This is a genomic window from Cyanobium sp. Maggiore-St4-Cus (genome assembly GCF_024345615.1).
Classification (GTDB): Bacteria; Cyanobacteriota; Cyanobacteriia; order PCC-6307; family Cyanobiaceae; genus Cyanobium_A; species Cyanobium_A usitatum.
Genome location: NZ_JAGQBL010000008.1, coordinates 44,122 through 63,783 on the forward strand (window position 1 = coordinate 44,122; position 19,662 = coordinate 63,783).

Annotated in this window: 21 protein-coding genes and 1 tRNA gene; 12 read left to right on the top strand and 10 right to left on the bottom strand. The window is 63.5% G+C overall.

Features of this window, described 5'->3' with window-relative positions:
- Positions 1 to 17: 17 nt before the first annotated feature.
- Positions 18 to 929, bottom strand: coding sequence for a UDP-N-acetylmuramate dehydrogenase (gene murB, locus KBY99_RS09025; protein WP_254998677.1), 912 nt, complete (start codon positions 927 to 929; stop codon positions 18 to 20).
- A gap of 5 nt (positions 930 to 934) precedes the next feature.
- The gene (murC, locus tag KBY99_RS09030; protein ID WP_254998779.1) at positions 935 to 2,395 is read right to left on the bottom strand and encodes a UDP-N-acetylmuramate--L-alanine ligase; all 1,461 of its coding nucleotides are present in this window, start codon (positions 2,393 to 2,395) and stop codon (positions 935 to 937) included.
- 191 nt (positions 2,396 to 2,586) lie between these two features.
- Here murC and gap point away from each other — a divergent pair, with 191 nt between their 5' ends.
- Positions 2,587 to 3,609 (top strand): type I glyceraldehyde-3-phosphate dehydrogenase, encoded by a 1,023-nt coding sequence (gap, locus tag KBY99_RS09035; RefSeq protein WP_106632506.1) that lies wholly within the window; start codon positions 2,587 to 2,589, stop codon positions 3,607 to 3,609.
- A 65-nt stretch (positions 3,610 to 3,674) separates the two neighbouring features.
- On the opposite strand, the gene KBY99_RS09040 is transcribed toward gap, so the two are convergent.
- A complete protein-coding gene (locus KBY99_RS09040; protein ID WP_254998679.1) occupies positions 3,675 to 4,706 on the bottom strand; it encodes a peptidylprolyl isomerase in 1,032 nt (343 codons plus the stop codon).
- Positions 4,707 to 4,892: 186 nt separating this feature from the next.
- Here KBY99_RS09040 and efp point away from each other — a divergent pair, with 186 nt between their 5' ends.
- Together efp and accB are read left to right on the top strand one after the other, a co-directional pair.
- A complete protein-coding gene (gene efp / locus KBY99_RS09045) occupies positions 4,893 to 5,453 on the top strand; it encodes an elongation factor P (RefSeq protein WP_106632504.1) in 561 nt (186 codons plus the stop codon).
- A gap of 5 nt (positions 5,454 to 5,458) precedes the next feature.
- A complete protein-coding gene (accB, locus tag KBY99_RS09050) occupies positions 5,459 to 5,938 on the top strand; it encodes an acetyl-CoA carboxylase biotin carboxyl carrier protein (RefSeq protein ID WP_254998680.1) in 480 nt (159 codons plus the stop codon).
- Between the two features lie 18 nt (positions 5,939 to 5,956).
- On the opposite strand, the gene pdxA is transcribed toward accB, so the two are convergent.
- Together pdxA and KBY99_RS09060 are read right to left on the bottom strand one after the other, a co-directional pair.
- The gene (pdxA, locus tag KBY99_RS09055) at positions 5,957 to 6,982 is read right to left on the bottom strand and encodes a 4-hydroxythreonine-4-phosphate dehydrogenase PdxA (RefSeq protein WP_254998780.1); all 1,026 of its coding nucleotides are present in this window, start codon (positions 6,980 to 6,982) and stop codon (positions 5,957 to 5,959) included.
- Positions 6,983 to 7,090: 108 nt separating this feature from the next.
- Positions 7,091 to 8,017: an SDR family oxidoreductase gene (locus KBY99_RS09060; protein WP_254998681.1), complete on the bottom strand. Its 927-nt coding sequence runs from the start codon at positions 8,015 to 8,017 to the stop codon at positions 7,091 to 7,093.
- Positions 8,018 to 8,170: 153 nt separating this feature from the next.
- On the opposite strand from KBY99_RS09060, the gene KBY99_RS09065 reads away from it, so the two are divergent.
- A complete protein-coding gene (locus KBY99_RS09065) occupies positions 8,171 to 8,383 on the top strand; it encodes a hypothetical protein (RefSeq protein ID WP_254998682.1) in 213 nt (70 codons plus the stop codon).
- On the opposite strand, the gene KBY99_RS09070 is transcribed toward KBY99_RS09065, so the two are convergent.
- Positions 8,329 to 8,751 carry an HNH endonuclease gene (locus KBY99_RS09070; RefSeq protein WP_106632498.1) on the bottom strand — a complete coding sequence of 141 codons (423 nt, stop codon included), beginning with the start codon at positions 8,749 to 8,751 and terminating at the stop codon, positions 8,329 to 8,331. The genes KBY99_RS09065 and KBY99_RS09070 overlap by 55 nt on opposite strands.
- Positions 8,752 to 8,825: 74 nt before the next feature.
- Between KBY99_RS09070 and KBY99_RS09075 the strand changes: the two genes are divergently transcribed.
- Positions 8,826 to 10,415, top strand: a complete 1,590-nt coding sequence (locus KBY99_RS09075; RefSeq protein WP_254998783.1) for a DEAD/DEAH box helicase — start codon at positions 8,826 to 8,828, stop codon at positions 10,413 to 10,415.
- Between the two features lie 6 nt (positions 10,416 to 10,421).
- Here KBY99_RS09075 and KBY99_RS09080 read toward each other — a convergent pair whose 3' ends face one another.
- On the bottom strand, positions 10,422 to 10,856 hold the full coding sequence (locus KBY99_RS09080; protein ID WP_254998684.1) for a hypothetical protein: 435 nt from the start codon (positions 10,854 to 10,856) through the stop codon (positions 10,422 to 10,424).
- A 58-nt stretch (positions 10,857 to 10,914) separates the two neighbouring features.
- Positions 10,915 to 11,340 (bottom strand): DUF6554 family protein, encoded by a 426-nt coding sequence (locus tag KBY99_RS09085; protein WP_254998686.1) that lies wholly within the window; start codon positions 11,338 to 11,340, stop codon positions 10,915 to 10,917.
- 99 nt (positions 11,341 to 11,439) lie between these two features.
- Between KBY99_RS09085 and KBY99_RS09090 the strand changes: the two genes are divergently transcribed.
- On the top strand, positions 11,440 to 11,796 hold the full coding sequence (locus KBY99_RS09090; protein ID WP_315857978.1) for a hypothetical protein: 357 nt from the start codon (positions 11,440 to 11,442) through the stop codon (positions 11,794 to 11,796).
- Between the two features lie 433 nt (positions 11,797 to 12,229).
- Complete coding sequence (locus KBY99_RS09095; RefSeq protein WP_254998688.1) at positions 12,230 to 12,493, top strand: hypothetical protein; 264 nt, start codon at positions 12,230 to 12,232, stop codon at positions 12,491 to 12,493.
- 84 nt (positions 12,494 to 12,577) lie between these two features.
- On the opposite strand, the gene KBY99_RS09100 is transcribed toward KBY99_RS09095, so the two are convergent.
- Positions 12,578 to 12,649 (bottom strand) — tRNA-Gly (locus tag KBY99_RS09100).
- A 70-nt stretch (positions 12,650 to 12,719) separates the two neighbouring features.
- Positions 12,720 to 13,874, bottom strand: a complete 1,155-nt coding sequence (locus KBY99_RS09105) for a pyridoxal-phosphate-dependent aminotransferase family protein (protein WP_254998789.1) — start codon at positions 13,872 to 13,874, stop codon at positions 12,720 to 12,722.
- Positions 13,875 to 13,963: 89 nt separating this feature from the next.
- Between KBY99_RS09105 and cbiD the strand changes: the two genes are divergently transcribed.
- The 5 genes from cbiD (at position 13,964) to mrdA (ending at position 19,662) form a co-directional block, all read left to right on the top strand.
- On the top strand, positions 13,964 to 15,121 hold the full coding sequence (cbiD, locus tag KBY99_RS09110) for a cobalt-precorrin-5B (C(1))-methyltransferase CbiD (RefSeq protein WP_254998790.1): 1,158 nt from the start codon (positions 13,964 to 13,966) through the stop codon (positions 15,119 to 15,121).
- A 34-nt stretch (positions 15,122 to 15,155) separates the two neighbouring features.
- Positions 15,156 to 16,775, top strand: a complete 1,620-nt coding sequence (gene guaA / locus KBY99_RS09115) for a glutamine-hydrolyzing GMP synthase (RefSeq protein ID WP_254998690.1) — start codon at positions 15,156 to 15,158, stop codon at positions 16,773 to 16,775.
- 109 nt (positions 16,776 to 16,884) lie between these two features.
- A complete protein-coding gene (locus tag KBY99_RS09120) occupies positions 16,885 to 17,466 on the top strand; it encodes a hypothetical protein (protein ID WP_254998793.1) in 582 nt (193 codons plus the stop codon).
- Positions 17,467 to 17,518: 52 nt separating this feature from the next.
- Entirely contained in the window at positions 17,519 to 17,902 is a 384-nt protein-coding gene (locus tag KBY99_RS09125; protein WP_254935283.1) for a hypothetical protein, read from the top strand.
- A gap of 2 nt (positions 17,903 to 17,904) precedes the next feature.
- Positions 17,905 to 19,662 carry a penicillin-binding protein 2 gene (gene mrdA / locus KBY99_RS09130; RefSeq protein ID WP_254998692.1) on the top strand — a complete coding sequence of 586 codons (1,758 nt, stop codon included), beginning with the start codon at positions 17,905 to 17,907 and terminating at the stop codon, positions 19,660 to 19,662.

Here is a 19,662-nt window from a genome sequence, read left to right on the forward strand (position 1 = left end):
CTCAGGCTAAGGGGCAGCTAGTGCTCCGGGCCGAAGCCCAGCCGCTTTACCTCAGGGTGGAGGGTCAGGCCGTGGTTGGCCAGCACCCGGCGTTGCACTTCTGCGATTAGGGCATCGATGTCGCTGGCGCTGGCCTGGCCAATGTTGACGATGAAATTCGCGTGGATTGGCGAGACTTGGGCATCACCGATTTGCAATCCCTTCAGGCCCAGCGCTTCGATCAGCTGCCCTGCTTTCTGTGGTTCTGGGTTGCGAAAAACACTGCCGCAGCTGGGCTGTTGGTAGGGCTGGGTGCTGGTGCGGCTGTGCAGATTGGCGCTGGTGCGCGAGGTGATGGCTGCGGGGTCGTGGCCGGCCTCCAGCTGGAAGGTGGCTGCCAGCACGATCCAGCTCTCCGCCTGGAGGCGGCTGTGGCGATAGGCGAAGTCCAGTTCCCGGGCTTCCATCTCTAAGGGCGTTGCGGGATTGGCCGGGTCCAGCACCCGCACCGAGTGCAACCATTCGGCCGTGCAGCCGCCCTGAGCGCCCGCATTCATCACCACCGCGCCCCCTACGGTGCCTGGGATGCCCACGGCCCACTCCAGCCCGCTCAGGCCAAGCCGGGCTGCTTTGCGGGCCAGGGTGGGGATCGGTTCTCCGGCTTCCGCTTCCACCAGGCCGCTGGCGGCGTCGAGCCGGCTCCCCTGCAGCCGCCTGTTGCAGATGGTGAGGCCGGGCAGGCCGCTATCGGCGATCAGCAGGTTGGAGCCTGCGCCGATGCAGCGCAAGGACAGGCCTTGGGCCCGGGCCCAGGCCGCCAGAGAAATCAGCTCTTCGCCTTCTCCAGGCTCGGCAAACCACTCCGCTGGACCTCCCACCTTCCAGGTGGTGAAGGGCTGAAGCCCTACCCCTTGGCGTAGGGCAGGGTGGCAGCTGGGGGCCGCAATCATCAGGCTCAGGCCGCCAGGGGGGTTGCAGAGGCAGCGATGGCGCTGTCAATTGCTTGTTGGCGCTGCTCGAGGCGTTCCCAGAGGCTGTTGACGTCTCCAGCACCCATGGCGATCACCAGATCACCCTCTTGACTCTTAGCGGCCACCTGGGCGGCGAGCTCGTCGAGAGTGTTGGCTACCGCCACCGGCAGGTTGGGTGCCAGCTGCCGCACCGCCTCGGCCATGGCGGCGCTGGAGATACCTGGAATCGGCGCTTCACCAGCGGCGTAGAGGGGCGCGATCAGCACGGAATCGGCTTCCGATAGGGCCGATGCAAAGCCGTCCAGAAATTGGGCTGTGCGGCTGTAGCGATGGGGCTGAAACACTGCTACCAAGCGCCGTGGCGCCACGGGCAGGGCGCTGCGGCCGCTGTCCACCATCAGCTTGGCCATGGCCAGGGTTGCGGCCACCTCGCTGGGGTGGTGGGCGTAGTCGTCGACCACCAGCCGGCCCTGCCATAAACCGCGGAAATCAAAGCGCCGTCCTGGGGCCTGAAGGGCGGCTACAGCCTCGCCCAGCTCGGCAAATGAAACCCCCTCCAGCCGGCAGGCGGCCATGGCCGCAACCGCGTTGCTGAGGTTGTGACGACCGGGCAAGGGCAGTTCAAAGCGGCCCACCAGCTCACCGTCTTCAAAGAAGTCGGCAACGGTGCCGTCACCCCTTTGCTCTTGGGCAATCGCTGCAAAGGAGACGCCTGCGGCGCTTTCGATCGACCACCAATGACTGGCTTTGAACCGCTCGCGCAGCACCGGGTCGTCGTGGTTTGCCAGGAGCCTTGATGTGTTGCCGGCGAACCTTTGCAGGGTGGTGATCAGGGCTTCGAGGTCGGGGTAATGGTCCGTGTGGTCGAGTTCGACGTTGGTGAGCACGCCGAGGGATGCGCGGAACTTCACCAAGGAGCCGTCCGATTCATCCGCCTCCGCAACCAGCAGCCTGCCTTCGCCATGGCGACCGTTGCTGCCAAAGGCGGGCACGATGCCGCCAATCACTGCGGTGGGGTCGTGTTTGGTAGCAGCCAGCAGGGTGGCGATCAGGGTGCTGGTAGTGGTTTTGCCATGGCTCCCGGCTACGGCGATGGAGTCCTGGCTATTGATCAAGGCGGCCAGCACGTCGGAGCGGTGGCAGATCGCCAGACCCATGCGACGGGCCTCCAGTAGCTCCGGGTTGGTCTCTGGCACCGCGGAGCTGATCACTACTTGAGGTGAGACCGAGGTGCCGCTGCGGATAGCAGCAACCGTGGCGGCGTTCTGCTCCAAAAACACCCGCACCCCCAGCCGCCGTAAGCGGTTGAGCACGGCGTTGTCCCGGGGGTCGGAGCCACTTACCGCGTAGCCCCGTTCCGCCAGGATCCCTGCCAGGGCAGACATGCCGATGCCGCCAACGCCAATGAAGTGGAGTGGCTGGTGACGATCGAGCAGGGGCGCCAAACGCAACTCCAAATCAGGGTTCAGGTGAGCACAAAATTAAGCTGACAACAGCCCGAAAACCTTTACGAGTTGCTGCGCGTTTGCGCATGGTCCTCGGCGTGCGCCCTTCCTGCAAGAGGGGAGACCGGATCAATTTCTGTATGATCGGCAGCCAAAACCACCTTCGCTAGCGGCTTTTGCCGCAATCGGCCATGACTTTGCGCGTTGCGATCAATGGATTTGGCCGGATTGGTCGCAACTTCACCCGCTGCTGGCTGAGCCGTGGGGCCAACACTGGCATCGAACTAGTGGGCATCAATGGCTCCGGTGACACCAACACCATGGCCCACCTGCTCAAGTACGACTCCATGCTCGGCCCCCTGCGGGGCGTGGACGTCACCACCACCGAGGACACGATCGTCCTCAACGGCAAGACGATCAAAACCTTCTACGACCGCAATCCCGCCAACCTTCCCTGGAAGGAATGGGGCGTCGATCTGGTGATCGAATCCACCGGAGTGTTCAACGACGATGTGGGTGCCAGCAAGCACTTTGAAGCTGGTGCCAAAAAGGTAATTCTCACGGCACCTGGCAAGGGCGCGAAGGTTGGCACTTTTGTGGTGGGCGTTAACGCCGATCAGTACCGCCACGAAGATTGGGACATTCTCAGCAACGCCAGCTGCACCACCAATTGCATGGCTCCTGTGGTGAAGGTGCTGGATCAAGCATTCGGCATCGTCAAGGGCACGATGACGACCACCCACAGCTACACCGGTGACCAGCGAATCTTGGATGCGGCCCACCGCGACCTGCGCCGTGCCAGGGCCGCTGCGGTAAACATTGTTCCCACCAGCACCGGAGCTGCCCAGGCTGTGGCGTTGGTCTATCCGCCGATGAAGGGCAAGCTCAGCGGTATCGCTATGCGAGTGCCCACACCGAATGTCTCGGTGGTTGATATGGTGCTTGATATCAGTCGCGACACCACCAAGGAAGAGGTGAATGCCTTGCTCAAGGCCTCATCTGAGAATGCCATGAAGGGCATCATCAAGTATTGCGATCTACCTTTGGTTTCCAGCGATCATGCCGGCACCGACGAATCGACGATCATTGATTCGGAGCTCACCTTGGTGATGGGTGGCAACATGTTGAAGGTTATCGCTTGGTACGACAACGAGTGGGGCTACAGCCAGCGCGTTGTTGATTTGGCTGAAATTGTTGCCAAGCAATGGAAATAAGCTGAGCTAATCGCCAACTTTTAAGCCGCCCTGAAGGGCGGCTTTTTAATGCTTACTTTAGAAATTCAGCTGTGGGGTTGGAGATTTTCGGATCCCGAAAGCACTCGTGCTTTGACGATGCCGTCGTCAGCGGTGAGTTCTTCGAGAACATCGAAGCCATCCACCACATAACCGAAAGCGGCGTAGCGGCCGTCGATCAGGTTTAGGCCGGCAGGGGTCAGTTCAGGTTCGAACAGGAAGAGGAAGAACTGGGAGGAGCCGTCGTCTAGCACTTCATCGGAGTGGGCCCAGCCCAGGGTGCCCTTGGTGGAGAAGGGTAGTTCTGGTGCGGCCTTGAACATGCCGAGGTCTTCGAAGGTTTGGTTGTAGAAGGGCTCGCTCTGGCCTGGCACCTTGATCTCTAGCGGCACCTTGCGCTCCGTTTTGGTTTTCGGGTCGATGTATCCATCATTTGGGCCTTCCGGATCGCCGGTTTGCAGCACGTAAAAATCTTCGGCTCGAATGAAGGGCAGTCCGTCGTAGAAGCCGCGTTGCACCAGATCAACAAAGGCGCCGGCAGTGAGGGGCGCGTTGTAACCGTCTACAACCGCAGTTAGGTCGCCTTTAGTGGTGGTGAGCTGCACGGTCGCCCGGCCCAGCAGCCTGGGCAAATCGGCAAATTCAGCCGGAATTTGATAGGGGAACGGCCCCACCAGCAGGTCTTCGGCTTTGCCGATGCTGTTGAGGGCCTCACGGCGGGCTGCCAGGAAGGGGTCGCGCTCCTGGCCTTCGGCGGCGGCGGCGAGCACTTGCAGTTGCTCTCCCACCTGGTCCAGCAGAGTTGCAGCCTCGGTTTTCGCTGGGGCATCGAAGCCTTCGAGCATGGCTGCATTGCGGCTGCCCAGTAAGGAAATGCAACGCCGCACGGAGCTGGCTAGGGCTGGCCAGCGCTTAGCGCGCAGGTCGTCGCTGGTGGCCTCGAGGCGATGCTGAAGTTCCTGCAGGTCGGGGGCCTTGATTGGCAAGGCATTGCGCAGCAGCGCTGCAGGGTCGGTGACGGCATTGCCCTGGGGCAGGGCAGCCCAGGCGGTGGGGGCAGCTAGCAGTACAACCAGCATCAAGCTGGTTACGCCAGCAAACCAGCGCGCCCACGTTGAGCGATTCGCCCAGCTGGATTGGCCCCGTGCCATGGCAACACCCTGTCGTTGAGCGGACTTTGGCACAACTTCAGGGCCTCCGGAATGACCCCCCAGAGGCCCGTTCCGGTAGCCAGCCTTACAATCCCCCAGATCTGAACCGCCGGAATGATCTCCAGCAACGACTTTCGAACCGGTACCTCAATTGAGCTGGATGGCCAGGTCTGGAGGGTCGTTGAGTTTTTGCACGTCAAGCCCGGCAAGGGATCGGCGTTCGTGCGCACCAAGCTCAAGGCGGTGCAGAGCGGCAACGTCGTGGAGAAGACCTTTCGGGCAGGCGAGATGCTGCCCCAAGCCATTCTCGAAAAGAGCACCCTCCAGCACACCTACATGGAGGGTGACGACTACGTGTTCATGGATATGGGCAGCTACGAGGAAACCCGGCTGACGGCCAAACAGATTGGTGACAGCCGCAAGTACCTCAAGGAGGGCATGGAGGTGAACGTGGTGGCCTGGAACGGCAAACCCTTGGAGGTGGAACTACCCAACTCGGTGGTGCTGGCGATCACCCAGACCGATCCGGGCGTCAAGGGCGATACGGCCACTGGCGGCACCAAGCCTGCGATCGTTGAAACGGGAGCCCAGGTGATGGTGCCCCTGTTCCTGTCGATTGGCGAGAAAATCAAGATAGATACTCGTACCGACAGCTATTTGGGCAGGGAGAACTGATCGCCATGCAGCTCAACCACGACCAGCTTCAGCACCTTCTCGCCCTGCTTGGCGAGAGCGACATCCAGGAGTTGAAGCTCGAAGGAGACGACTTCCGCTTGGAGGTGCGTCGCAACCTTCCCAGTGCAGCTCCTACAACTGTTTTCCAGGCCAGTGCCGCTCCGGCCCAGATGCTGCAGGCAGCGGCCCCCCTGCCCGTTGCCCCCTCGGCTCCACCGCCACCGGCTGCTGCCAGCCGCGGCGACCTGCTTGAGGTCACAGCACCCATGGTCGCCACCTTCTATCGAGCTGCAGCTCCGGGCGAAGCCCCCTTTGTGGAAGTGGGTGCCCGCATCAAAGTCGGCCAGACCGTTTGCATTCTTGAGGCGATGAAGCTGATGAATGAGCTGGAGTCTGAGGTGGGCGGTGAGGTGGTTGAAATCCTGGTGGAAAACGGCACCCCCGTGGAATTCGGTCAGGTGTTGATGCGGGTGCGGCCGGCCTGAGCGGTTGCGCTGGAATCCTCAGCCCAGATCCGTTGCAGTAATTAGGGCAGCCGCCATGCTGTCGGCCCTGGCTAGGCCTTGGCCAGCGATCGCGAAGCCTGTGCCGTGATCTGGTGAGGTGCGCATAAACGGCAACCCCAAGGTGGTGTTGACTGCGGCATCAAAGGCCAGCAATTTCACCGGGATTAGTCCCTGGTCGTGATACAGCGCCAGGTAGCCATCGGGGCCTGGTCTGGGGCCCGGCCAGGCGGCGGCCGCGCTTAGCCAGCAGGTGTCCGGCGGCAATGGGCCTTCGAGCTGCACCTCTGGATGCTGCCGGCGCCAGGCCTCCAGGGTTGCTTCCAACCAGGTGCTCTCCTCCTGCCCCAGGCGCCCCGCCTCGCCGGCATGGGGATTGAGTCCTGCCACCACTAGGTGGGGGGCTGGGTTGAAGCGCTGGCAGAAGGCCAGGAGCGTATCCAGCTTGCGTTGCACCAAGGCTCCATTGAGATGTTGGGGTACCGCGGCCAGGGGAATGTGGGTGGTGGCCAGCAGGGTGTTGAGGCGCCAGTGGCCCGCGGGTGCTAGCGCGGTAAACAGCATCGAGGCTTCGGGGCTGCCGCTGAGTTCCGCCAGCCGCTCTGTTTGGCCTGGGTAGGGGTGGCCGGCAGCGTGCCAGCTGGCCTTGGCGATTGGCGCTGTCACCAGGGCCCGGCAGCGGCCGCTTTGTACCAGCTCGACGGCGGCGGTGAGCCAGTTGAAGCTTGCTGCTCCGCAGGCCGGGGTGCTGCGTCCTGGCTGGCAGCTCTCCACTAAGGGCTGATCGAGAATCTCCAGCTCTGCCGGATCCCGCAGCCGTTCGCCGCTGCTGGGCTTGAGCATTTGGTAGCTGGTTTCCAGCCAGCGGCGGCAACCCACCAGCAGGGGCTGCTGTGAGCGCCATTCCGCCCTGGCCAGGGCCTTGAGAGTTACCTCAGCGCCTATGCCGGCAGGATCCCCTAGGGCAATGGCAAGCCGGGCTGGGGTGGGGTTGGATGGGGCTTGGCCGCTTTTGGTGGAGCCCATGTTGCGCTGGTTGTTGCTGGGGGGTCTGTTGCTGGGTCTGGGCACGGGGCTCAGCAAGGGCTGGATCGAGTTGCGTTGGGGGCGCTTGCTGGCTGATTTGGGCCTGCCCTACGTGGTTGATCCCGGGGATCTGCGGGACTGCCCGCCACCTAGCTCCTCCGCTAAGCAGGCCCGGTAGCCCTCCCGGTAGTTGGGATAGCGCAGCTTGTAGCCCAGCTGTTGGGTCAGCAGCTGGTTGCTGACCCGCCGGTTTTCGCTCCAGAAGCTGCGGGCCATGGGGCTCATGCTGCCGGCGACCTCGGCGTAGTGCTCCATTGGTGGCAGTTTGTGCCCCAGCAGGTGGGCCGCATAGCCCAGGGTCTCGCTGGAGGGGCAGGGGCAGTTGTCTGTCACATTGACCACGGTCGGGCGCTCCTGCTGCGGCCGGGCCAGGCAGTGCAGCAGGCAACCGACGATGTCGTCGACGTGTACTCGGCAAAACATCTGGCCAGGCTTGTGGATGAGACGGCTTTGCCCCGCTTGCAGGGCCGCAAATGGCGAGCGGTTGGGTCCGTAGATGGCTGGCAGCCGGAAAATCTGCACGGGTAGTCCTGTGGCTAGCCACGCCTGCTCCGCCGCAACCCGGGCCTGGCTGCGGCCGGCTCGGGCTGGGGTTGGGGCGGTTTCGTCAACCCAGGCCCCAGAGGTGTCGCCATAGACGCCGGTGGTGGAGAGATAGCCCAGCCATTGCAGGGGCAGCTCTCGCAGGCTTGGTCCTAGTAAGCGCAGCGCCGGATCGCCCTGGCTTGGATCCGGGGGCACGCATACCACCACATCCGTGATGCCAGCCAGGGCGCCAGGGGCTGGCAGGGAGGCGCCGTCTGGAGAGCTGTTGAAGGGGAGCCATTCCAGGCCCTCGCCGCTGGAGCGTGTTTGGCGGCTGGTGAGGCGAACCGCCATGCCGCTGCGTTGGGCGGCCTGGGCAAGCCGCAAGCCCGTGAAGCCGCCGCCGATCACCAGCAGCTGGCGGGCGGGCTTGACAAGTGCCTGGATCATGAGTACACCTGTATTACCCCTGAATTGATCGCCATGACGGTCTCAGTTTTCACGGTCCCAGTTTTCGCGGTCCCAGTTTTCACTGTCTCAGCCTTGCCGGTCTCAGCCTTTCCTGTTACTGGTTCCCGTGTTTCAAGCTCCATTGCGCCAGGCTTGCGGGCGGCTTTTGACTTCCCGGTACCAATTTCTAAGACGCCGGTCTCTTCAAGGCAGCGGTCCCGCTCCAGTGGTCATGAGATCACCGTGCCGGCGGTGTTGGCGGGGGTGCTGCTGCTGCTGGCTTTGGTGGTTGCCCCCGAGGGACCCCAGGTTCAGGAGGCCATCTGCCAGCGCCACAACGGCGCCGAGGCCTGCCGGGTCTGGTGAGGTTCCACCAGTTCTTCCAATTGGCCGGGATGTACCCACTGCAGCAGCCGCATTGCTAGACGCAGGTCTCCATCGGTCCAGGCACGAATCGCCATGGAGCGGCGGGGGTCGTAGAAGGGCTGTCGCCGGTACCAGGCAAAGGCATCCGCATCTCCCTTGTCGCCATTACAGGCCAGACAGGCGGGCACGCAGTTCTCGGTGACACTTAGCCCGCCCCGGCTCTGGGGATGCACGTGGTCGATTGATTCCGAGCGCTCACCGCAATAAATGCAGTGTTGGTCGGTGATTAGATGAAGGGATTGGCGCCAGCGTCTGACGCGCAATTTGGGACAGAGATCCTCAAGGAACACCCCATCCCTGGCCTGCATCAGCGCGACTCGGTTGAGCAAAGTTTGCCCCCACCACCTGGGGTGTCAATGTGTCGACGATTGCACTTCCGCGGATGCGCTGTCTGCTGCGGCTGGGGGCGACGGGTTTGATTGAGGTAGTTAGCCCCTACGACGCGGTCACCCAGGCCCAGTTGCGGGCGATCCGCCCCCGGGGGAGTTGGTCGGGTCGGCAGCGTTGCTGGTCATTTCCCCTAGAAGCTGCCGCCGCCTTGCAGCAAGCCCTGGCAGGCCGGTTTCCTGTGCAGCCCGAGCTGGCCCAGTGGCTCGCCTGGCTGGAGCAGCCCCTGCCCCCCCTGCCCCCCCATCGGCAGTTGGTGGCGTCGGCAGATTTGGAGCAGCCCCTGCTGGATGGCCGCCGCCTGTTTGCCCATCAGCGGGCCGCAGTGCGCTGGCTACTGGCCCGCCGCGGTGCCGTGCTCGCGGATGCCATGGGGTTGGGTAAGACGCTCACAGCCCTGATGGCGGCTCGGGCCATGGTGCGCCAAGCCGATTGCCGCATCTTGGTGATTGCTCCGGTTGGTCTGCACGACCATTGGCAGGGTGAGGCGGCCAGCCTTGGCCTGCATCTGGAGCTGCATAGCTGGGCCCGGTTGCCCGACGCCTTGCCGCCCGCCGGCACCGTGCTGATCGCCGATGAGGCCCACTTCGCCCAAAACGGCCATACCCGCCGCAGCCAGGGGCTGCTGCGCCTGGCCCGCCACCCCCGGCTGCGAGCCATCTGGCTACTGACCGGCACGCCGATGAAAAATGGCCGCCCAGCCCAGTTATTTCCCCTGCTGGCGGCGATCGGCCACCCCCTCGCCCGCGACCAACGGGCCTTTGAGGAACTCTTCTGCCAGGGCCATTGGCGCGAGCAGGGCGGACGGCGCCTCTGGCAGGCGAATGGGGCCAGCCATCTGGAAGACCTGCAGCGGCTGGTGCGGCCCCTGGTGCTGCATCGCCGTAAGCAGGATTGCCTCGACCTGCCCCCCAAGCTGCGCCAGCTGTGGCCAGTTGAGCTGGACGAGCCCTCGGCCCGCGGTTTTCAGCACCGCCTTCAGCTCAAGGTCGACGACTATCGCCGTCGGGCTGCCCTCGGTGAGGTGCGCCGCGATGCCGAGGTGCTGGCAGTGCTCACGGCCCTGCGCCAGATCGGCTCCGATTACAAACTCCCAGCCACCCGGGCCTTGGTGGCTCCGTTGCTGGCCAAGGGCGAGGCGGTGGTTGTGTTTACGGCCTTCGTGGCTACGGCTGAGATGTTGCACCGCAGTTTTGAAGACAGTTGTGTTCTCACCGGCGCCCTGCCGCCGGCCCAGCGCCAGGCGCAGGTTGATGCGTTTCAGCGCGGTGAGCATTCCCTGCTGATCGCTACCTATGGCACCGGGGGCTTGGGCTTCACCCTGCACCGGGCGCGGCATGTGGTGCTAGTTGAGCGCCCCTGGACTCCAGGGGATGCGGAACAGGCAGAAGATCGCTGTCACCGCATCGGTATGGGGGCCTGCTTGACCAGCCATTGGCTGCAGCTGGGCGTTGCCGACCAGTTGGTGGACGGCTTACTGGCCAGTAAGGCCGAGCGCATCGCCGTGTTGTTGCAGCGGCGCTCCCAGCTGCTGGAGCGCCGCAGTTTGCCGGCCATGATGAGAGACCTGATGGGTCGCTGGTGAGGCTGCTCAGGGTTGGGGGCGGCCTTGGTTTGCGCCCATGCCTTTGCCACTGCCCATGGCTTTGCCACTGCCCATGGCTTTGCCACTGCCCATAGCTTTGCCACTGCCTTCCCTGCAGAGCTGTTGACGCAGGTTCAGATCGGTGCGCAGTTGGGGATCCAGGCTGGCTGGTGGTTTAGAGCGGGCAAGGTCTGCAGCCCGGTTGATATCAGCGCAGGCAGCTGCCTCGTTGCCCGCCAGGCTGTGCAGCAGGTAGCGATCGTTGAGAGGGCTTGGGTTGGTTGGAAATGCCGCCACTACGGCGTCGCAGCGGCCGATCTGTTCCGTTAGCTGGTCGAGCTGCACGGTTTGCAGGCAGTCGTCGCTGCGTACCTGGCGCTGGGGTAAGGGCTCTTCAGCGCAGCCACCGGCAAGCAGCAGCAGCCCTGCCAGGGCGGCCAAGCTGCCCCCCGCTCGGCAGCCGCTTCGGCAGCCGGCTCGGCATAAATATTGGCGAGCCCTATTGACCCAGCCGCTCACTGCGGGAGGCGCCACTAGGCGCTGAGCTGGTGCTGGCTTCTGGCTTGGCTTCGGGTTTTGCGAACAGGTCACCTAGGTAGCGGCCGCAGTCGGGAAACACGCTGGGGTTCTGCACCACAGCTTCTGTGATCATCACCGCGGCGTGTTCCGGGGAGGTCTTGAACAGTTTGTCGTTTTGGCGTTTGATCACCGCGTAGGCGGCATCCCAGCTCACCTGGTGGCTGTTGCCGCTGCTGCGCATAAAGCAATAGATCTGAGCCCCCTTGCCCCCTGAGCCGGCGTTGGCGGCGGCGGTATTGGCCTCAGCTGTCTGGGCCTGGCCGGGTAGGGCGAGGCCGAATCCAGCAGCGCTGCCAACAAGGACCAGCAGGGCACGGCGCAGCCCGGGAATCTGCCGCAAAGTCATTTTTAGTGCCATGGCCTGGGGCGTCAACGGGGATACCGGGGCCCAACGTATCGATCTCTTTGGCCTAAGTCGAGTCTGGGGCAGGGAAGAGCTCTGGCCTTGGCTGGTGCTGGTTTGTGTGTTGTGATCGGCTCCCATGCCCTGATTGCCATGGCTTACGAGTCGGTTTCCTTCCGCATCAGCCGTAATGCTGAAGATTTGGCCCAAACCGTGCACGCCCTCTCCCAGCGGTTGGTGAGGCTGGAGCAGCGTTTGGAAGCCACGGAGCTGCAACTTGATCGCCAGGGAGAGCATGATCCCCAGGAGATCACCAGTCTCGACAACGTTGAACGACTGCTGGTCGACTGTCGCGCCTTGCTCGAGATCACCGACAACAACGAGCTCACTGATCAAGATGAGCTCACCGACCAAAACGAGCTCAACGACCAAAACGATGAAATGGCGGCAGCGGCCTGATCCCGGGGGCTGGTCAGCGGTGTCAGAATGGGAAGAAAGTAGTTATGGCATACCCCACTCCCTCCCAAAACGGTTCCACCAATCGCTGCTCGCAAGCCTCGGGCTTAGCCCCGTCAGTTACCAACCAGGCTCCTTCTGGCCGCAGCGGCTACCCACCTACCTCTGGAGAGGGGGAGCATCAGTTGGAGAAGCTGGAGTTTGCACTTGCAGTGGCTCTCACCCGGGGTGATGAACAGAGATCCCAGTCTTTGCGTGATCAAATTGCCGCGTTGGGTGGCAATCGGGAAGAGCCAGGAACATGATGAGCGGGGGCCTGGGTGAGCTAGGTGATGTTTTCACTGGGTATGTTCAGCCTGGCGTATGATCAAAATGAATGCTTTAATCTTGCAAGGGATATATCAACCCTTTCCAGGATGGTTAAAGCCGATTTTGCATGGGCCATTCCCGTTCAGATACCGTTGAGATGACTGCCATTTTTACTAGTCCTGCGCGTACTTCTTCATTGGCCGCACCCTCGGCTGACGCGCGCGAACAATTCCTTGTTTCGATTCGGGCCGATGAGGCTCGGGCGCGCCTTGCTGCTGAGCAAGGAGATTTGCCCCAAGCCGCACGCTTCATCATTGCAGCTTTGGATGGCGAGCGCCGGATGGCGGCCACCGGCCCTCAGGTTTTGCAGCTGATCAAGCCTCGGGGCTGAATCAGGCTAATTCCGCTGGCCTAATTCGCTAATTCGTCTGCTGGGCCAATTCGTCTCTTGCCCAATCTGATGGCCTGAGAATAAAGCGGGTGACCGGACTCGAACCGGCGACGTTCAGCTTGGGAAGCTGACATTCTACCACTGAATTACACCCGCAAGGTGTATAAATTAAATTAGCAGAGTCTTGGGGAGAACGGCGCAAAGCCTGCTCTCCCCGGACGCTTGCTCAGCCCTTGGCTAGGGCTGCTGCACAGGCGGCTACGCCAGCACCGGCGCTGCCTTTGTGTAAGCCCAGATCCTGCAGGGTTGCTTCGATTGCAGCTACGGCTGTGAGCACGTCGCGATCACAAACAAAGCCCAGGTGGCCGATGCGGAACACCTTGCCCTTGAGGTGATCCTGGCCGCCAGCCAGCAGGATGTCGAACTTTTCTTTCACGGCTTTGCGCATCGCTTCGGCGTCGATGCCTTCTGGCGCCACGGCGGTGATGGCTGGGCTGCCACAGCCCTCCGCGGCATAGAGGGGCAGACCAATCGCCTTCATACCTGCTTGGGCCGCGGCCCGGTGACGGGCATGGCGGGCGAAGATCTTTTCAAGACCTTCTGCCTGCATCATTTCCAGGGCTGCTTCGAGGGCGAAGTAGAGGTTGATGGCCGGGGTGAAGGGGTTGCTGTCGGCATGGGCCGATTTGCGGTATTTGGCCAGATCCAGATAAAACTTCGGCAGATCGGAGTGCTTGCAGGCTTCCCAGGCCCGGTCGCTCATGGCCACGAAAGCCAACCCCGGCGGCATCATGTAGCCCTTCTGGGAGCCGGAGCCGATCACGTCGATGCCCCATTCCTCCATGGGCACATTGCAGGCACCCAGGCTGGTGACGCAGTCGGCGATGCAGAGGGCGGTGCCGTGGGCCTTGACGTGCGAGGCGATGGTCTGCAAATCGTTGATTACCCCAGTGGAGGTTTCCGAGTGGGTGAGGATCACGGCCTTGATCGCTTTGGCCGTGTCGGCTTCAAGGGCGACGCGGAAGGCCTCGGGGTCCAGGGGCTGGCCCCATTCGGCCTGGACCACCTGCACGTTCAGGCCGTAGGCCTTAGCGAGCTTCACCCAGCGCTCGCCAAACTTGCCGTTGTCGCCGCAGAGCACCGTGTCGCCCTTGCTCAGCACGTTGATAATTCCCGCCTCCATGGCAGCGGTGCCGCTGCCCGTGATCACCAGCACGTCGCCCTTTGTCTGATGCAGCCACTGCAGCTGTTGGGTGGTGCGCTTAACGATTTTCTGAAAGTCGGCGCTGCGGTGGCCGATCGGGTGGCGGCCCATGGCAAGCAGGACGCGTTCCGGCACCGGGGTGGGGCCGGGGATCATCAGGCTGAGTTTGTCCTGCATGGTTAGGGGATACGGCGGGCGGCGGCGGACCGCACAATCAACCACCATAAAAAACAGTGTTCTTTCGCCCGTTGCTTGAGCTGAACCAAATCGACCCTGCCTTGGCGGATGCCACTGCCGGATACACCGTGCCGGTGTGGCTCACGGCCGCAGCCCGGGCGGCCCTGGTGATCCTGCTTGGCCAGCCCTGGCAGCGTCACCAGCCCCTTTGGCTCCATCCCGACGCTGCGGCAGCCGGCGAGCTGCCCGCCCGGGTGCCGGTGCAAGCGGCCGCGCCCTTGGCCGATGGCTGGGTGCTGGCCATGGCCTGCTGTGATCCGGGGCCGGAGGTGCTTGACCTCACCCGTGGCTTGCAGCTTTGGGTGCAATTGCGCTGGCTGGAGGGGCCAGGCAAGTGGCTTGAGTTGCGGGCCGGCGAGGGGGTGGGGGTGCTGCAGGCCAGTGGTGAGGTGTGCTTGTCGGCCTATGCCGAACAGCTGCTCGAGTGCAACCTGCAGCCCCTGGTGCCGCCGGGAAGGCGTTTGGAGTTGCAGGTGGTGATTCCAGAGGGCAGGCGTCTGGCCGAGCGCACCAGCAATGCGGCTTTTGGGGTGGTGGATGGCCTGGCCTTGATCGGCACCCAGGCTGAGGTGCAGCGCAGCGCGGGCCCCGACCAGCTGGCCCAGGCCCTTGCGGCTCTGCGCGAACGCGCCGCAGCGCCTGCTTTCTGCGGTGATCTGGTGCTGGTGATCGGTGAGAACGGGCTCGATCTGGCGCCCAGGCTGGGTTTGCCACCTGATCTGTTGCTCAAGGCGGGCAACTGGCTTGGACCGCTGCTCGTGGCGGCGGCCGAGGCCGGGGTGCGCCGCCTGTTGCTGCTGGGTTATCAGGGCAAATTGATCAAGCTGGCCGGCGGCATCTTCCACACCCACCACCACCTAGCCGATGGCCGCGCCGAGGTGCTCACGGCCCTGGCTGCCTTGGCCGGGCTGGGGGGTAAATCCTTGCAAGCTCTTCACGATGCCCCCACCGTGGAGGCGGCCCTTGGAGAACTGGCCCAGCGGGACGGGCCGCGAGCCGAGCGCCTGCGTCAGGCCATTGCTGCGGCGGTGGAGCAGCGCAGCCTGCGCTATCTGGCCCGCTATGGCCAGGAGTCGATGGCGGTGGGGGCCGTGCTGTTTGATCGCTCTCGCCAGATCTGCGGCCAGGGACCTGTTGGCTTGGAGTTGCTCACGGCTTTACGCAGCCCTGCCCGGAGCGACGCCTAGGCTGGTTCGAATGCTCCAGGGCCCAGCGTTGTCGATGTCTTCCACCGCTTCCCCTACCGCCCCAGTGCCCCAGCTTGACGCCACCTCCCAATCGACGCGCTATCCGGCGATTGTGATTCTTGATTTCGGCTCCCAGTATTCGGAGCTGATCGCCAGGCGGGTTAGGGAAACCGAAGTCTTCTCCCTGGTGATGGGCTACACCACCACGGCCGAGGAGCTGCGGGCGATTGCCCCCCGGGGCATCATTCTCAGCGGCGGGCCCAGTTCGGTGTATGAGCCGGGGGCTCCCGTGTGCGACCCGGCTATCTGGGAGCTAGGAATTCCGGTGCTGGGCGTTTGCTACGGCATGCAGCTGATGGTGCAGCAGCTGGGGGGCTCGGTGGTGGCCGCCGGTCGGGCGGAATACGGCAAGGCTCCGCTGCACGTTGACGACCCGATTGATTTGCTCACCAACGTCGAAGACGGCTCGACGATGTGGATGAGCCACGGCGACTCGGTGGAACGGCTACCCGAGGGCTTCTTGCGGCTGGCTCACACCGACAACACCCCAGAGGCCGCCGTCGCTGATCACCAGCGGCGCTTATACGGCGTGCAGTTTCATCCTGAGGTGGTCCACTCCACCGGCGGCATGGCAATGCTGCGCAATTTTGTGTACCACATTTGTGGTTGTGAAGCCGATTGGACCACAGCAGCTTTCATTGACGAAGCGGTGGCTGATGTGCGCGCCCAAGTCGGCGATAAGCGGGTGTTGCTGGCTCTATCGGGAGGCGTTGATTCCTCCACCCTTGCCTTTTTGCTGCACAAGGCGATTGGCGATCAGCTCACCTGCATGTTCATCGACCAAGGCTTCATGCGCAAAGGCGAGCCTGAGTTTCTGGTGGAGTTTTTCGACAAGCGCTTCCACATCAATGTGGAATACATCAATGCCCGCGAGCGCTTCATCAGCAAGCTCGATGGCATCACCGACCCGGAGGAGAAGCGCAAGCTGATCGGCACGGAATTCATCCGGGTGTTTGAAGAGGAAAGCAAGCGCCTCGGCCCCTTCGACTACCTGGCCCAGGGCACCCTCTATCCCGATGTGATCGAGAGCGCCGGCACGGGTATTGACCCCAAAACCGGTGAGCGGGTGGCAGTGAAGATCAAAAGTCACCACAACGTTGGTGGCCTGCCCAAGGATCTGCAGTTCAAGCTGGTGGAACCCCTGCGTCGTTTGTTTAAAGACGAGGTGCGCAAGGTGGGCCGCAGCCTGGGTCTGCCCCAGGAAATCGTTGGCCGGCACCCCTTCCCCGGTCCTGGTCTGGCGATTCGCATCCTCGGTGAGGTCACCAGCGAGAAGCTCAACATCCTTCGTGACGCCGACCTGGTTGTGCGCGAGGAGGTTAAGGAGGCAGGCCTATACAACGAGATCTGGCAGGCTTTTGCCGTGCTGCTGCCAGTGCGCAGCGTGGGGGTGATGGGCGATAAACGCACCTATGCCTTCCCGATCGTGCTGCGCTGCGTCTCCTCGGAAGACGGCATGACGGCCGATTGGTCTCGCCTTCCCTACGACCTACTCGAGAAAATCTCCAACCGCATCGTCAATGAGGTCAAGGGCGTGAACCGGGTGGTGCTCGACATCACCAGCAAACCGCCTGGCACCATCGAGTGGGAGTAGGTGTTGCGGGAGTAGCCCGAGACGCCGACCTTCGATACCATCGGCTCCCAGCCCATACGTCGTGACTGCCGCCTCCGCGCCCCCCAGCTCGACACCCCCCGATCCCGACATGCAGCGACGGCTGCAGCAGGACAGCATCGTTCTGGCCGGCAAAACCATATATCTCAATCCCTTTCTGTATTGGCGTCGTTTCGATGCCAATACGGACCGCTGGCTGCGGGAGCCAGGCCAGTTGATGGAAGACCAGATCGCCAGCAACCGGCTCCGCTTTTATCCCGAGGTGGACTGGGAGCTGCTTGAAGAGGGTGAGCGGGCCGCCAAAGATGGCGCCGTGGAGATGTTCCTCAAGAGTCTGGAGCTGATCAGCACCTTCAATCCTGAGCTCTCGGCCGGTCATCTGCTCGAGGTTGAGCGCAAGATGGCGGTCACCAAGAAGAAATCATTTGAGCGCTGGGTGACCCGCTCCCTGCGCCGGCGCCAGCAGGAGGAAGAGAAGGCCCGGCGACGCTTTGACCGGGAGCGCACCCTGCGGGCCTGGGGCGAATGGCTGGCCCTTGACGTCACTCGCCAGGCACTGGTGCCGCTGGCCTCGCTCCTGGTGATCGCCGTGGCGGCGGGTTGGTGGTGGGGTAGTCAGCAGAACTGCCGCCAGGTGATTGTTGATCCAGGGATCCAGCGGTTGGCTCCCTGAGCACCGGGTTGCAGGCAGGTCAGACTGTTGTTCCTGAGCCAGGAACGCCGCCATGGCCACCGACCCCTTTGATGCCCTCCGGCTCACCTTGATGCAGGACGTCCTGCCCGTGGGTTTGGCGGTGGTGGAGCGGGCCCGTAAGGGCGGGGCTCGCGAGGTGATGGCAGCTTTTGACGGCCAGGAGGCCGATCCCCTCGGCAGTCTGCGGGAGGAGGGCGAGCCTGCCGCTAGTCAGCTGCGCCAGGGCCTGGATCGGGTCAGCCCCGGCCTGGGCAACCCGGTGATGAAGGTGGAGGTTCACGATGTGGCCACCGAGGTAGGGGCTGAGGGAGCACACCAAGCCGATCCCCAGGACGCCTTGGAGCTGCAGCAGGGTCTGGCCCGCATAGCTGCTCGACTGGAGCAGCTGGAGCAGCGACTCGAGCCCAACGCCTGACCATGCCCTTTGGTCCAGCTGCCTCCCGTCACACCGGCATGGGCCGTCAGTCGGCCTTGCTGCTGGCTGTGGTGTTGCTGTTCAGCGGTGCCATGGTGGCGCGCTTGGCCTGGTTGCAGTTGCTGCACGGCGCTGAGAACCGCGCCAGGGCCGATGAAAACCGAATTCGGCTGCTGCCCCGCAACCCGATCCGGGGTCGCCTTTTGGATCGTCATGGCCAGGTGCTTGCCACTAGCCGGCTCACCTACAACCTCTACATCCAGCCGCGGGAGGTGGGTGACGCCCAGTGGCCGGCCCTGCGAGATCGCTTGGCGACGGTGGTTGGGTTACCTGCGTCCCAGCTGGAGGCGCGCCGACGCAGTGGTGCCAATGCGGAGGGATTTCGGATAGCTCTGGCCAGTGGCCTCAAGTCTGAGCAGGTGCTGCGCTTCCGGGAGCAGGCTGCCGGGCTCCAGGGCGCCGAGGTGGATGTGGACATCCTGCGCAGCTATCCCCACGGCCGGCTGGCTGCCCACGTGCTCGGTTACACCAGCGGGATCACGGAAGAGGAATACACCCAGCTCCAGCCCAAGGGCTACCGGATCCAGGATCGGGTGGGCCGCAGTGGGGTCGAGAAGCAGTTTGAGGGGTACCTGCGCGGCGAGTGGGGCGGCCAGCAGGTGGAGGTGAACGCCGCCGGCCAGGTGCAGCGCATCATCGGGGAGAAGTCTGCTAAGGCTGGCCAGGACCTGCGGCTCACCCTGGACCTGGCTCTGCAGCAGGCTGCAGAGCGCGCCCTCGATGGGGTGCGCAAGGGGGCGATTGTGGCGCTCGACCCCCAAACCGGAGCAATTCGCGCCCTGGCCAGCCGGCCCACCTTTGACCCCAATGTTTTTTCGCCGGCGCCGAGTTCCAGCCAGTGGAGCAGCCTCAATTCCCCCGATGCGCCCCTGCTGAATCGCGCCTTCCAGGGTTTTCCACCAGCTAGCACCTTCAAAATTGTCACCTCTGTGGCGGGCCTGGAGTCGGGCCGCTTCACGGCCGACTCGAAGGTGATGACGATGAATTCGTTCTGTTATGCGGGCCTTTGCTATGGCGACCATGGCGCCCATGGGGCCATCGGTTTTCCTTTCGCCCTGGCGGTGAGCAGCAACACCTTTTATTACCAGGTGGGGCTGAAGGTGGGCCCCGATGAGCTGTTCAAAGCCGCCCGGCGCATGGGCTATGGCCAGGTCACGGGCATTGAGCTGGTGGAGGAGGAGACCCCGGGCTTGCTGGGTGATCAGGCTTGGAAACAGGAGGTGCTGGGTGAGGGCTGGACACCCGTGGACACCATCACCTCGGCCATTGGCCAGGGGGCCTTGCAGGTGACCCCGATCCAGATGGCGCGGCTATATGCCGCCGTGGCCAACGGTGGTTGGCTGGTGACGCCCCACCTGGTGGAGAGTCCCACCGAACGCACCTGGATCGGCCTTAAGCCGGCCACCCTGCGGGTGTTGCGGGATGGGCTGCGCCAGGTGGTGACCATCGGCACCGCCAAGCTTCTCAATGATCCCAACCTGCCTCCGGTGGCTGGCAAAACCGGCACTGGCGAAGATCCACCCCGGCCTGATCACGCCTGGTTTGGCGGCTATGCCCCAGCGGATAAGCCCACCTTGGTGATCATCGCCTTCGGGGAAAACTCCGGCGGCTATGGCGGCACGGTGGCAGCTCCGATGGTGAAGGCTTTGATGAACACTTGGTTCCGGGGCAGCCTGCCGGGGCAGGCGCCCCAGTCCTGA

Excerpts from the sequence above, each read along its gene's own strand:
- murB (WP_254998677.1), bottom strand. The coding sequence starts at position 929 with ATGATTGCGGCCCCCAGCTGCCACCCTGCCCTACGCCAAGGGGTAGGG.
- gap (WP_106632506.1), top strand. The coding sequence starts at position 2,587 with ATGACTTTGCGCGTTGCGATCAATGGATTTGGCCGGATTGGTCGCAAC.
- KBY99_RS09040 (WP_254998679.1), bottom strand. The coding sequence starts at position 4,706 with ATGCTGGTTGTACTGCTAGCTGCCCCCACCGCCTGGGCTGCCCTGCCC.
- efp (WP_106632504.1), top strand. The coding sequence starts at position 4,893 with ATGATCTCCAGCAACGACTTTCGAACCGGTACCTCAATTGAGCTGGAT.
- accB (WP_254998680.1), top strand. The coding sequence starts at position 5,459 with ATGCAGCTCAACCACGACCAGCTTCAGCACCTTCTCGCCCTGCTTGGC.
- pdxA (WP_254998780.1), bottom strand. The coding sequence starts at position 6,982 with ATGGGCTCCACCAAAAGCGGCCAAGCCCCATCCAACCCCACCCCAGCC.
- KBY99_RS09060 (WP_254998681.1), bottom strand. The coding sequence starts at position 8,017 with ATGATCCAGGCACTTGTCAAGCCCGCCCGCCAGCTGCTGGTGATCGGC.
- KBY99_RS09070 (WP_106632498.1), bottom strand. The coding sequence starts at position 8,751 with ATGCAGGCCAGGGATGGGGTGTTCCTTGAGGATCTCTGTCCCAAATTG.
- KBY99_RS09075 (WP_254998783.1), top strand. The coding sequence starts at position 8,826 with ATGCGCTGTCTGCTGCGGCTGGGGGCGACGGGTTTGATTGAGGTAGTT.
- KBY99_RS09085 (WP_254998686.1), bottom strand. The coding sequence starts at position 11,340 with ATGACTTTGCGGCAGATTCCCGGGCTGCGCCGTGCCCTGCTGGTCCTT.
- KBY99_RS09095 (WP_254998688.1), top strand. The coding sequence starts at position 12,230 with ATGGGCCATTCCCGTTCAGATACCGTTGAGATGACTGCCATTTTTACT.
- KBY99_RS09105 (WP_254998789.1), bottom strand. The coding sequence starts at position 13,874 with ATGCAGGACAAACTCAGCCTGATGATCCCCGGCCCCACCCCGGTGCCG.
- guaA (WP_254998690.1), top strand. The coding sequence starts at position 15,156 with ATGTCTTCCACCGCTTCCCCTACCGCCCCAGTGCCCCAGCTTGACGCC.
- KBY99_RS09120 (WP_254998793.1), top strand. The coding sequence starts at position 16,885 with ATGCAGCGACGGCTGCAGCAGGACAGCATCGTTCTGGCCGGCAAAACC.
- KBY99_RS09125 (WP_254935283.1), top strand. The coding sequence starts at position 17,519 with ATGGCCACCGACCCCTTTGATGCCCTCCGGCTCACCTTGATGCAGGAC.
- mrdA (WP_254998692.1), top strand. The coding sequence starts at position 17,905 with ATGCCCTTTGGTCCAGCTGCCTCCCGTCACACCGGCATGGGCCGTCAG.